The organism is Flavobacterium esculini, assembly GCF_048284325.1.
Taxonomy (GTDB): Bacteria; Bacteroidota; Bacteroidia; order Flavobacteriales; family Flavobacteriaceae; genus Flavobacterium.
Genome location: NZ_JBLVPI010000011.1, coordinates 1 through 12,739, shown reverse-complemented (window position 1 = coordinate 12,739; position 12,739 = coordinate 1). Strand labels below are relative to the sequence as shown.

Here is a 12,739-nt window from a genome sequence, read left to right as displayed (position 1 = left end):
TATCCATTTATTTTTTAAGTATTTATTTTTTTAGTTATAAAAATGGAATTTGCAAAAAGCTCATTTCATTTTAGGTACGTTTTTACTAAATTAATTGATTTGGCGAATTTAATGATTTATTCTGTTTTGAGAAAATTTCAATGAAATAAAGTAATAAAGTAACAAAATTTCAAAAAAACACCGTTATTTTAAAAAGGGTTATGGTATTGTCAATATAAATCATTGCTTTTACTAAGCTATGTGTTTAAATTAAAGTTTGATTAAGGTTTTCCTGATTTTCTTTAAACCAGTAAAAATATAATTTAAACCATATAAGAAGTGTAAGTTCATTTAAGTTTTGATTTCAATAGATTAGCTTAAATGAACTTACACTTCTTATATGGTTAACAAAATCAATTCCTTTTTTTTTAAATATTCTGTTATGATTTCCAAAAAAAACGTAGTGTCTTAGCGGCAAAAAAATTAATTAGCCACTGAAAATTGAGAGTCATACAAGTTCTTGTAATACCCACTTTCGCGGTTTATTAATTCCTGATGCGTGCCTTGCTCCACAATTAATCCTTTATCCATTACCACAATCTTATCAGCATTGACAATAGTTGCGAGTCTATGTGCTATTACAATCGATGTGCGGCCTTTAGTGATAGTTTCAGTGGCACGTTGAATTAATTCTTCGGAATAGGTGTCTATGGATGAAGTTGCTTCGTCCAAAATTAAAATACTTGGATTACTCACATATGCTCTCAAAAAAGCAATCAACTGACGCTGTCCTGACGAAAGCATAACACCACGTTCTTTAACATCAAAATCATAATTATCAGGTAAACTCATAATAAAATCGTGAACGCCAATTTTTTTGGCAGCAGCCAAAACTTGTTCTCTACTTATGGCTGTATTATTCAAAGTGATATTGTTAAAAATAGTATCGGCAAAAAGGAAAACATCCTGTAAAACCACAGCAATTTGCGTACGCAATGAACTTAAAGTATAGTGTTCTATGTTGTGATTGTCAATATAAATAGAACCGCTGTTGATTTCGTAAAAACGGTTTAACAAATTTATAATCGTTGACTTACCTGCTCCCGTAGAACCTACAATCGCAATGGTTTGTCCAGCATTTACTTCAAGGTCAATTCCTTTAATCACATCTTCTTCAGGAATGTAACCAAAACGAACATTTTCGAATTTTATAGTTCCCTTGAAAATTGGCGCTTCAATCGTTCCGGTATCTTGTATTTGGTCTTGAGTATCCAAAATGTCAAAAACACGATTCGCCGCAATCATTCCGAGTTGCATCTCGTTGAATTTATCCGCAATTTGGCGCAATGGATTAAACAACATTCCGATGAACATGGTGTACGAAAACAAATCTCCAAAAGTGGTAAAATGATCGCCATTTAATATTTTAATTCCACCGTACAGCACTATAAATCCTAATGTTAATGATGAAATAATATCAGCAATAGGGAAGAAGATGGAGTTGTAAAGAATGGTTTTTATCCAAGCTTTGTTGTGTTTGTCGTTGATGCTTTTGAATTTTTCAAATTCTATGTCTTCTCTGTTGAAAAGTTGGACAATTTTCATTCCTGTCACACGTTCTTGAACAAAAGAGTTCATATTGGCAATTTGCGTACGCACTTCCTCAAAAGCCACTTGCATTTTTTTTTGGAAAATTCGGGTGAAAAAAACCAGAATTGGCATAGCCACAATTACAATCCAAGTCAGCGTCCAGTTCATATAGAACATAAAAAGAAGTACAACAACCATTTTCATCAAGTCACTGATAATCATGAATAATCCCTGACTAAAAATACGGGCAATTGCCTCAATATCAGATACAGAACGGGTAACGAGTTGCCCCACAGGAACAAGATCAAAATACTTCATTCTAAAACTTAACAAGTGTTTGAATAGTTTAGTTCGAATGTCTTTCACGATGTCCTGACCCAACCAGTTTGCCCAATATACAAAGTAAAACTGCGAAAATACTTCCATCAACAGTACAACTCCCATCAAGATTACGTACATCAATAATCCTTGTTGATCATGGGTTTTTAGGTAACCATCAACCGTTTGCTTTAATAAATACGGACGTAATGCCGCAAATATAGATAACGAAATGGCAAAAATAATCACCCCGTTAAAACGCCATTGGTACGGTTTGGTATATTGTAATATTCGTTTGAATAATCGGGTATCAAATGCTTTTGCTTTCATATTTTTTGGATTTATCCTAATTGTTTTCAGGAGCTATTTCCAGCTATTCGTTTCAATCTTTTATGTTTTTAAAGAAAAACATAAAAGGATTTCCACTGCTATCTGGGCTATTGCGTAATGTAATCGTATTCTATTTTGGTTAAATACAAACCATGCGCCGGAACCGAAAAACCAGCTTTATCTCGATTTTTACTTTCTACAATGGCAATAAAATCATCCAGTGTAATCTTGTGCAATCCTATGTTTACTAATGTTCCCACAATAGCGCGTACCATGTTTCGTAAAAAACGATTGGCTGAAATTGTAAAAATAAGGGTGCCATTTTCTTGTTCCCAATAGGCTTCAAAAATTGTGCAGTCAAATGTATTCACATCCGTATTTACTTTAGAGAAACATTGAAAATCAGTAAAATTAAACAATAATTTGGCCGCTTCGTTCATTAAATCCACATCTAATTTTTGATGGAAATACCAACTTTGCTCTTGCGAAAAAACATCTTTAAAGGTATTGATATGGTATTCATACGTTCTTTTAGTCGCGTCAAAACGTGTGTGTGCTTCGTCGTGAACGGGAATAATAGTATAAATGACAATGTCTTTGGGCAAGTAGGAGTTGAGTTTGTGAACTAAATTTTGAATATCAAATGGTTTTTCAAAATCAAAATGGGCGTACATTTCTTTAGCGTGAACGCCAGTATCCGTGCGTCCGGCTCCCATAAGATTAATCTCGGTATTCAATAGCACCGAAAACGCTTTGTTCATCGTTTCCTGAACTGATGCAGCATTTGGTTGGTATTGCCAGCCGTGATAATAGGTTCCGTTGTATGCTAATTTTATGAAATACCTCAAGTGATTTTTTTTGAAGTGACAAAGATACTTATTAATTTTTGTGTCACGAAGTCGCTATGGCGTAAATAGGGCAAACGCTTAAAAAAATAATTTATTTAAATAGATCAAATTTTATAAAATCTCTTAGATCCGCGTGCCAATATTTGCACGCGGATCTAAGAGATTTACGCAGATTCTAAATAAAAAGTATGATTTTTATTCCCTTTGGCGCAAAAGTTTGTTAAGTTTTAAATGGATTTTTTATTTGGAATTTGATTGTCTAATTTTACCACAAAATCCTAGCCCAGATAGAAGCGGTATCCTTTTTATTCCCCTTTTCGGGGATATAAAGATACAAGCAAATAGCTGGAAATAGCTCCTAATAAACCTGTTTTGAAAAAAATATTACTCTTTTCTGATACGCACAGCCACATTGACGATACCATTTTAAAATACGTCGCTCAGGCGGATGAAGTCTGGCATGCGGGTGATATTGGGGATTTGACCGTGACCGATACCATAAAAAAACTAAAACCTTTGCGTTGTGTTTATGGCAATATTGATGATGCCAAAGCCCGATTGGAATTCCCGTTGCACAACCGTTTTATGTGTGAGGGAGTAGATGTTTGGATTACCCATATTGGCGGTTATCCGGGGAAATATAATCCCAATATTAAAGCGGAGATGGATGTAAATCCTCCAAAATTATTTATTTGCGGGCATTCCCACATTCTAAAAGTAATATTTGATAAAAAGCATAATCTTTTGCATATGAATCCTGGGGCGGCTGGAAAAAGTGGTTTTCATCAGGTGCGCACGATGTTGCGTTTTGTGATTGATGGCGATAAAATCAAGGAATTGGAAATTATTGAAATGGAAAAAAAAGGATAACAATTATTTTTCTACAACTGGAACAACAATATAAATTGATGTTCCATGATTTTGTTTGGAATCGATAGAAATGCTACCTTTTAAATTGTTTATTCTCGCCTGAATCTGATTGAGTCCAAAACCTTCTAAGCTATGAAAATGTGCGGTATTAAACCCTTTTCCATTGTCGTATACATGGATTTGGAGTGATTTATTGTTTTCCTGAATAGTAATTTTTGCCGTGCTTGCCTTACTGTGTTTGGTTATATTATTCAATAATTCACTGACAATGAAATAAATTTTCATTTCAAATTCCTCATTATAACGCGTTCTTGTGGCTACCTGACTAGAATATTTAAATTCAATTACAGAGTTTGAGTTTTTTTCACATAAGTCTTCCAGTGCATAAAATAAACCAAAACGAGCTAAAAGTGTAGGCATCAATTCATGTGACAAATCACGAACTTTATCATGCGCTTCCACTAAAATAGCTTTAGTCTTTAGTATCTCTTGAGGAGGAGATTGATTTTGCGAAGTAAAAACATTTAAATGCAATCCTGCCGATGACAGCAAAGCGCTGATGTTATCGTGTAAAAAGGAAGCGATTTTTTTCCTTTCTAATTCCTGCCCGTTTATGGATGCGTTGATTATGTTTTCCTGGATTTTACTTTGTAAATCTTTCAGTTTATTGTTCTGTTTTAGTTTTGTATTTTGGAATAAAATATAAAAAAGAATAATGATTAGAAGTAATAATGAAATCACGATAATGCTTATTTTTTTATTTTTAGATTGTGTTTCCAGTAGTAATTCCTGTTTCGTTTTATATTTGGTTTCTATTTTGTCAATCTCTCTTTTGTACTCGTCTATTTCAAGATTAATCCCTGCAACATTGATTTTTTTGAGTTTTTCTTCGGTATGAAGTTCAGCTGTAATGGTGTTGTAAAGTGCAAGGTTTTCGTACGCTTTTTGAAATTGACCATTTTTTAATAAATATTTAGAATATTCTTGGTGTGAAAAGGATAAATCTGACTTTTCATCTCCCGCATTTCCAAGTTTTATGGCATTTTGAAAAAATAAGTTGGCTTTTTTAGTGTCGTTTTTATAGCTATAATACATGCCGTTAAGCATATTTAATGCCACTAATGTAGATTCATCACCGTGTTTTCTATGGTGTTTATTGATGTATTCTAAATAGGGATAGCCCTCGTTAAAATTGCCAATGTCAAAATAAGCCCAAGTTATATTGAGTTTTGTAAAGACAATTTGGCTGAAATCATTTGTTTTTTTACTGTATTCTAATGATTTTTTATAACAAACGATTCCTTTCTGATACTGTTTTTTATCGAAACAATAGATGTTTCCTAAATTGTTATAGAGCCAATTTTTTAATTGATTATTATTAGTTTTTTTTGCATAAAGTAAGCCTTTGTTGTAGTAGAAAAAGGCCTTGTCAAATTCAGCTAATTCATCAAAATTTGCAGCAATCGTATTGTAAGTAGAGGCTATAAGATTGTCATCTTTTATCGCGATGGCATAATGTAAAGCGATTCGAGCTTTAACCAGAGATTTTTCAAAATCCCCCTTTTTCATGCATTTATTAGCTTCTTTTGATAATAGGGTAATTTCTTTTTTGGAAAGTGTTTTTTCTTGTGCAAAAGAAGGAGCGCTAAAAAAAGCCAGCAGCAAAAAAAGCACTATATTAATTCGAAATAGAGACATAAAAAAGTACTTTAACTGCTTAGTTTATGATTTTATCAAATTGTTTTTAAGTGCATATTTGACTAAGCTGATTGTGTTTTTTGCGTCCAGTTTTTTCATAATGTTTTTACGATGTGTTTCAACGGTATTGACGCTGATAAACAATTGCTCGCTAATTTCCTTACCACTATATTCCAGTGAAATCAAAGTGATAATTTCCAATTCACGTCCTGTTAAAAGAGAATTAGTATTCAACTCGTTTTTGTTTAGTTTTGGATTGCTCTTTGTTAAAGAATTAAATATTTTTTCTCGAACCGGTTGGCAAAAATATTCTTCTCCTCTCGAAATTGCTTCAATAGCTTCAACAATATTTTCACCGGCACATTGTTTGGTTAAATAACCGCTCGCACCTAGCTTCATGATTTCTTTTATCAGTTTTAGATCGTCATAACTGGAAAGAATAATGACTTTACAAGGAAAACCTTTTTCAGCAAACTCTTTAATAACCTCAATTCCATCTTTTTCTGGCATATTTATGTCTAAAACAAGAATGTCAGATTTGTTTTTTGTAACGTCATCATAAATAGTGGTTCCATTTAGAGAAAATCCCACTACTTCATAATTAGGGATGGTTTGCAATAAAGTACTGATTCCGTCAATAAGTATTTGATGGTCGTCTGCTAAATGAATTCTAATTTTTGTTTTCATAATGAAATTACTACGTTTCAAATTTATAAAAATATAATGGATTATTTAGTAAGATTTTTAGTATTTATAAGAACAAAAAAACCCGAACTGTTACATTCGGGTTTTCTTCGCACTAATAAATTAAGTTTATAGGTTTACCTCAATCTATCCACAGATTTTACAAGATCTTCATCCTTTTTGATGGCCTTATTAGCTAAGACTAATAATACGATAGCAACTACAGGTAGAAACATCCCAATACCTTTCTCTGAAACAGCTAGTGTTTCTCCAGATAAGTTTAGTGAACGATATACAAACAATCCTAATAAAATTAAATTTAATATTATGTTCAATCTGCCAATAACAAATTGATTTTGTCTTTTTTTATACGATACAATACTCAATAAAGTGAGCGTTGTGCTTAAACCAAATAAAATTACATAGACTTGATCATGCATGAACAAATAATCGGTACCATTGTTCATTGTCCATAATGGAATGAAAAATGGTAAAATTCCTGTCACTGCAAAAGCAAGAAATAAATAAATGGTTTGAATTCTTTGTATCATGGTTTGAATTTGTTCTACAAAAATATATTTTCTTTTTTAAAAATGCTATTGTATGATAAAATTTTATTCGTATTATTGCATCATAATACCGTAAGCACTTCATACTGCGGTTGATTCAAAATAAAAAAGTTTACTACCTATCTTTACAATTTTCCAAAATAATTAAACTCATAGAACATTCATGTTTGATATTTCTGCATTAAAAGAAATGAAGCTATCTGAGCTTCAAGAAATAGCTAAATCAGCTAAAACCATAAAGTTTAACGGTGTAAAAAAAGATACTTTAATAAGTCAGATTTTAGAGTATCAAGTGGCTTCTAATGTTGATTCATCATTAGACACTAAAAAGGAAAGTAATGTTGAAGACGATAAACCAAAAAGAGCGCGAATTGTTCCTGTTAAAAAAGTAGCGATACAAAAAGCGGTTAAAAATACTCTTTTTGAGGAAGAAACTGCAACAGAAATAAGTACTCCAGTTGAAGAAAATCTTCCTTCAGTTGAACCAGTACCAAGAAAAGAGGATGTTGCTCCAATTGCCAAACAACAGGAAGACGGGGGAAAAAAAGTAGGCAAAATTATTAAATTTAATAAAACAGCCTACGAAAAGAAAATTGCTTTAAAAAAGGATAAGGAAGAAATAAAAGAAGCAACCAAAGAGAATGTAGAGGTTACAGATGTAGATACTGAAGATAAAATAGAAGTTCCTGCTGCACCGGTAAAAAAGATAAATCCAAATCAATTACATAAGCAGAATCCAAATCAGAATCCAAATCAAAACCCAAATCAAAACGGTAATGGAAACGGTAATGGAAACGGTAATGGAAACGGGAATCCAAATCCAAATTTTAAAAATAAAAAAAGTAATTTCGCTGCTTCCGATTTTGAATTTGATGGAATTATTGAAAGTGAAGGTGTTCTAGAAATGATGCCGGATGGATATGGTTTCTTGCGTTCTTCAGATTATAATTATTTAGCTTCGCCAGATGATATTTATTTATCAACTTCTCAAATCAGATTATTCGGTCTTAAAACCGGGGATACTGTAAAAGGGGTCGTTCGTCCACCAAAAGAAGGAGAGAAATTTTTCCCATTAGTACGCGTTTTAAAAATAAACGGACACGATCCTCAAGTAGTTCGTGATAGAGTTTCATTCGAACATTTAACGCCTGTTTTTCCTTCAGAAAAATTTAAATTAGCCGAAAAGCAAAGCACTATTTCAACACGAATTATCGATTTGTTTTCACCGATAGGAAAAGGACAACGTGGAATGATTGTTGCGCAACCCAAAACGGGTAAAACGATGTTGCTTAAAGAAATTGCCAATGCAATAGCGGCAAATCATCCTGAAGTGTATTTAATCGTTTTATTGATTGATGAACGTCCGGAAGAGGTTACCGATATGCAGCGTAGTGTGCGTGGGGAGGTAATCGCTTCTACTTTTGACAGAGAACCACAAGAGCATGTGAAAATTGCCAATATCGTTCTTGAAAAAGCTAAACGATTGGTAGAATGTGGTCACGATGTAGTGATTCTATTGGATTCCATTACGCGTTTAGCCAGAGCATATAATACAGTTCAGCCTGCTTCAGGTAAAGTATTAAGTGGTGGTGTGGATGCAAATGCATTGCAAAAACCAAAACGTTTCTTTGGAGCTGCCCGTAATGTAGAAAATGGTGGTTCATTAAGTATTATCGCTACTGCATTGACTGAAACTGGTTCGAAAATGGACGAAGTTATTTTCGAAGAATTTAAAGGAACTGGTAATATGGAATTGCAATTAGATAGAAAAATTGCTAACAAACGTATTTTCCCGGCTATCGATTTGACTTCTTCAAGTACAAGACGTGACGATATGTTATTGGATCAAAAAACATTGCAAAGAATGTGGATTATGAGAAAATACCTTTCGGATATGAATCCAGTGGAAGCGATGGATTTCATTAATGATCGTTTCAAGAAAACGAAGAATAATGAAGAGTTTTTAATCTCAATGAATGATTAATTAAAAATTGTAGAGTTTTTTTAGTTTAAGGTTTAAAATTGGAAAAAAGATTGAGCTGAAAAAATAATGATATAAAAAAAGTCCTCGATTTTCGAGGACTTTTTTGTGAATTATAGAGACTAAAATCTATTCTATTTCTTTTTGTACTCTTTTTTCTTTCTGTTCGGAGTTTTCTTTACGTTCTAACAAAGCCATATAGAATCCGTCAAAACCTGACTCTGAAGCCAAGATTTTTTGGTCTTTAATAAAGTTGAATTGTTTACCAATGTCAGTAGTTAAGAAACGAGCAATTTGCTCTTGATTTTCGGATGGTAATATAGAACAAGTAGCGTAAACTAATTTTCCACCAGGTTTTACAATTTTAGAATAACTTTCTAAAACTTCTGATTGTACTTTACGGATGTTATCAATAAATTCCGGTTTTAATTTCCATTTAGCATCCGGATTTCTTTTCAGTACTCCTAAACCGCTACATGGTGCGTCAATTAAAACACGGTCTGCTTTTTCGTGTAATTTTTTGATGATTTTTGTAGAGTCAATGATGCGGTATTCAATATTGAAGGCTCCGTCTCTTTTGGCTCTGATTTTTAATTGCTTCAATTTGCTTTCATACAAATCCATAGCGATCAACTGTCCTTTGTTTTCCATTAAAGAAGCAATGTGTAATGTTTTTCCACCAGCGCCAGCACAAGTGTCAACGACACGCATTCCTGGTTTTACATCAAGGAAAGCAGCCACTAATTGGGAGTTGGCATCCTGAACTTCAAAGAAACCTTGTTTGAATGCATCTGTTAAGAAAACATTAGCTCTTTCTTTTAGGACTAAAGCATCAGGTTGATTTTTCAACGTTTCTGTCTCAATGTTTAAATCCATTAAAATAGCACGTAGCGCTTCTCTGGTTGTCTTAAGTGTGTTTACTCGTAGAATTACTTTAGCAGGTTGGTTTTGAGCTGTAATTTCAGTTGCCCAAACTTTTTCACCTAATTCATTAACGCCTAATTCATCCATCCAGTCCGGAATAGATTCTTTTAAGGCTCTTACTTTTGAAAGTTCGTCAAAACGTCCTTTTATTTTTCGTTCCGGAGTTCCTTCCAGCTGGCGCCAATCAGGAATAGGATAGCCTCTTAAAACCGCCCATACAGAGAACATTCTCCAAAGATTATCTCTGTCAAATGGTTCTTTTACTTCGGCTATTTCTGCGTATAATCTTTTCCAACGTACGATTTCGTAGATGGTTTCGGCAACAAACTTTCTGTCAGAGCTTCCCCAACGTTTGTCTTTTTTTAGGGATCTTGCTACCACTTTATCAGCATATTCGCCTTCATTAAATATGGCGTTCAAAGCATCGATAGTAGTATAAACTAAATTTCTGTGTAATCTCATTTTAAATAATTGAGGTGCAAAGGTACTACTAATTGACCGAATGTTATATTTTTAATAATGAATGTTATTTTTTAATTTTTTGACATAAAAAAACACTGTTTTAGTTACAGTGTTTTTATAAATTATTAGGTTTAAAAATTCTTATTTAACTCTTGTTAAACCAATATTCTCAGGAGCATGAAGCACCATTGGGAATTTTTCTATTTTAACGGAGCTACTATCCAAACCAAAGGCTCTTTCTTCTGATAAACTTAATTTTTTAATAAAGAAATACGAATTCATGATTATTTTTTCATGCCAAATTAAATCACTGTCATTAGAAAGGAACTTTTCAGATAATACAAATTTGAAATCACCTATAATATTATTTTTATTCAAGGATTCATATCTGCTGGTAATATCTACTTCTCCTTTTTGTACCATGTCTTTAATTACTTCTTTAAACATCAAGTTTATTTTTGTTGGTTCTCTAAAACCAAGATTAAAGTCAACACGATACAAATCATCTTTGACAATTTCAGTTACTTTATATTCTGTTTTATAAGGTTCTGTTAGTATGTTTACGTGTACAAACCAATAAATATCAGCTCTTTTAGGTCTTTTTTGTAAAATAGAATACATTACTTTTTCTTCTATTTCATCAATTCTGCCTGCATTAGTCATGTAAACTAAATGGGTTGCATATTTTGGTATCGATAAATCGGCACTTAATTCAACAAGAACTTTTTTGTAATCTTCAATCTTAACAATTTTGGTGTAGCTCTTGTTGATTTTCTTAGCTAAATACCAAATAGTCATTACAGATATTAAAAGTATTGCTATAAAAAGGGTCACATAGCCACCTTCTGAAAATTTTGTAATATTGGCTGCTAAAAAGCTAAATTCAATAATTAGATAAATGGTAATTAACGGCATTATAAAATATAATTTTACTCTTTTCATTATCAAATAAAAATTAAGCAAAACTGTCGTCATTATCATGCATAAAATAATAGCTAATCCATAAGCATGCTCCATATTACTCGATTCTTCAAAGTGTAATACAATTCCTACACATCCAAAAAACAACAACCAGTTTATAGATGGAATATATAATTGTCCCTTTAATTCAGTAGGATATTTTATTTTTACTTTAGGCCAAAAGTTCAATCGCATGGCTTCATTTATTAATGTAAATGAACCGCTAATCAATGCTTGTGAAGCAATTACTGCCGCAAGGGTTGCAATAATAATTCCTATAGGTTGAAACCAGTCTGGCATTATAAGATAAAATGGATTTCCATTTTTTCCTCCTAGACTTTGTAATGTTTCTCCTTCGTGATGTATCAAATAAGCCGCTTGTCCAAAGTAATTAAGGACCAGAGCTATTTTTACAAAAATCCAGCTAATTCTAATGTTTTTTCGGCCACAGTGACCCATGTCTGAATATAATGCTTCAGCACCAGTTGTACAAAGAAATACAAAACCTAAAACAAAAAAACCTTCAGGATGAATAGATAATAAATGATAGGCATAGTATGGATTCAGAGCTTTGAAAACCTCGGTATGTTGTGCGATTTGTATAGAGCCTAAAACGGCAAGCATACCAAACCAAACAAGCATCATTGGTGCAAAAAATTTACCGACTAATTTGGTTCCAAATTGTTGAATTGCAAACAACACAAATAGTATTCCTATTACTATTGGGATAGTATTTATATTAGGGTAATAGGTTCTGATTCCTTCAACAGCTGAAGATACAGATATGGGTGGGGTTATGATTCCATCAGCGAGTAAGGCACTTCCGCCAATAATTGCTGGGACTATTAACCACTGAATTTTTGTTTTTTTGACTAAGGCATATAAAGCAAAAATCCCACCTTCGCCATGATTATCAGCACTTAAGGTTATCAGCACATATTTTATAGTGGTTTGAAGGGTAAGTGTCCAAAATACAGCGGATATGCCTCCTAAAACGACATCTGCATTAATAATATGATCACCAAGTATGGCTTTCATTACATATAAAGGTGAAGTTCCAATATCACCGTAAATTATTCCTAATGAAACTAATAACCCGCCTAATGTTAATTTAGTATGCAGGTCTTTGTGCGATGCGCTCATGTAATATTTTTAAAAAACTCGTCAAATTTACTCTTTTTAAATATATTAGAGCTGTTTATTTAATAAAATGATAAAAAAAAGCACGGTTGTTATAACCGTGCTTTTTTATTTTAGAGTGTGTTTTAAGACTTTCTGTTATCGTTTCTTGATGAAGAATTTCCTCTTTGTTGCTCCGCTCTCTGTGGAGCTGCTTGGCCAGCTGAATTACCTCTGTTTTGCGAATAATCCCTTTGTTGCTGCGCTCTTTGTGGAGCTGCTTGCCCAGCTGAATTACCTCTGTTTTGCGAATAATCCCTTTGTTGCTGCGCTCTTTGTGGAGCAGCTTCTCCAGCTGAATTACCTCTGTTTTGCGAATAATCCCTTTGTTGCTGCGCTCTTTGTGG

General features: G+C 33.0%; 9 protein-coding genes and 1 pseudogene. 2 read left to right on the top strand and 8 right to left on the bottom strand.

Annotated elements, in window-relative coordinates:
* Window positions 1-462: 462 nt before the first annotated feature.
* Both ACNQGG_RS10595 and truA read right to left on the bottom strand, forming a co-directional pair.
* On the bottom strand, window positions 463-2,217 hold the full coding sequence (locus tag ACNQGG_RS10595) for an ABC transporter ATP-binding protein (protein WP_417963784.1): 1,755 nt from the start codon (window positions 2,215-2,217) through the stop codon (window positions 463-465).
* A gap of 107 nt (window positions 2,218-2,324) precedes the next feature.
* Entirely contained in the window at window positions 2,325-3,065 is a 741-nt protein-coding gene (gene truA, locus ACNQGG_RS10590; protein ID WP_417963782.1) for a tRNA pseudouridine(38-40) synthase TruA, read from the bottom strand.
* Window positions 3,066-3,437: 372 nt separating this feature from the next.
* On the opposite strand from truA, the gene ACNQGG_RS10585 reads away from it, so the two are divergent.
* Window positions 3,438-3,935, top strand: coding sequence for a metallophosphoesterase family protein (locus ACNQGG_RS10585; RefSeq protein ID WP_417963780.1), 498 nt, complete (start codon window positions 3,438-3,440; stop codon window positions 3,933-3,935).
* Between the two features lie 3 nt (window positions 3,936-3,938).
* Here the strand turns inward: ACNQGG_RS10585 and ACNQGG_RS10580 are convergent, their stop codons facing one another.
* The 3 genes from ACNQGG_RS10580 to ACNQGG_RS10570 form a co-directional block, all read right to left on the bottom strand.
* Window positions 3,939-5,633 (bottom strand): tetratricopeptide repeat-containing sensor histidine kinase, encoded by a 1,695-nt coding sequence (locus tag ACNQGG_RS10580; protein WP_417963778.1) that lies wholly within the window; start codon window positions 5,631-5,633, stop codon window positions 3,939-3,941.
* Between the two features lie 24 nt (window positions 5,634-5,657).
* Window positions 5,658-6,320 carry a response regulator gene (locus ACNQGG_RS10575; RefSeq protein WP_417963776.1) on the bottom strand — a complete coding sequence of 221 codons (663 nt, stop codon included), beginning with the start codon at window positions 6,318-6,320 and terminating at the stop codon, window positions 5,658-5,660.
* A gap of 134 nt (window positions 6,321-6,454) precedes the next feature.
* The gene (locus tag ACNQGG_RS10570; RefSeq protein ID WP_417963774.1) at window positions 6,455-6,868 is read right to left on the bottom strand and encodes a DUF4293 domain-containing protein; all 414 of its coding nucleotides are present in this window, start codon (window positions 6,866-6,868) and stop codon (window positions 6,455-6,457) included.
* Window positions 6,869-7,049: 181 nt separating this feature from the next.
* Between ACNQGG_RS10570 and rho the strand changes: the two genes are divergently transcribed.
* Complete coding sequence (rho, locus tag ACNQGG_RS10565) at window positions 7,050-8,870, top strand: transcription termination factor Rho (protein WP_417963772.1); 1,821 nt, start codon at window positions 7,050-7,052, stop codon at window positions 8,868-8,870.
* Window positions 8,871-8,996: 126 nt separating this feature from the next.
* On the opposite strand, the gene ACNQGG_RS10560 is transcribed toward rho, so the two are convergent.
* The 3 genes and pseudogenes from ACNQGG_RS10560 to ACNQGG_RS10550 form a co-directional block, all read right to left on the bottom strand.
* Complete coding sequence (locus tag ACNQGG_RS10560) at window positions 8,997-10,253, bottom strand: RsmB/NOP family class I SAM-dependent RNA methyltransferase (protein WP_417963770.1); 1,257 nt, start codon at window positions 10,251-10,253, stop codon at window positions 8,997-8,999.
* A gap of 141 nt (window positions 10,254-10,394) precedes the next feature.
* Window positions 10,395-12,356: a KUP/HAK/KT family potassium transporter gene (locus ACNQGG_RS10555; RefSeq protein WP_417963768.1), complete on the bottom strand. Its 1,962-nt coding sequence runs from the start codon at window positions 12,354-12,356 to the stop codon at window positions 10,395-10,397.
* Window positions 12,357-12,478: 122 nt separating this feature from the next.
* A pseudogene (locus ACNQGG_RS10550) lies at window positions 12,479-12,739 on the bottom strand (hypothetical protein); the annotation flags it as partial.

Bases quoted from the DNA above. Each gene is read 5' to 3' on its own strand.
- ACNQGG_RS10595 (WP_417963784.1), bottom strand. From the start codon at position 2,217: ATGAAAGCAAAAGCATTTGATACCCGATTATTCAAACGAATATTACAA.
- ACNQGG_RS10580 (WP_417963778.1), bottom strand. From the start codon at position 5,633: ATGTCTCTATTTCGAATTAATATAGTGCTTTTTTTGCTGCTGGCTTTT.
- ACNQGG_RS10575 (WP_417963776.1), bottom strand. From the start codon at position 6,320: ATGAAAACAAAAATTAGAATTCATTTAGCAGACGACCATCAAATACTT.
- ACNQGG_RS10570 (WP_417963774.1), bottom strand. From the start codon at position 6,868: ATGATACAAAGAATTCAAACCATTTATTTATTTCTTGCTTTTGCAGTG.
- rho (WP_417963772.1), top strand. From the start codon at position 7,050: ATGTTTGATATTTCTGCATTAAAAGAAATGAAGCTATCTGAGCTTCAA.
- ACNQGG_RS10560 (WP_417963770.1), bottom strand. From the start codon at position 10,253: ATGAGATTACACAGAAATTTAGTTTATACTACTATCGATGCTTTGAAC.
- ACNQGG_RS10555 (WP_417963768.1), bottom strand. From the start codon at position 12,356: ATGAGCGCATCGCACAAAGACCTGCATACTAAATTAACATTAGGCGGG.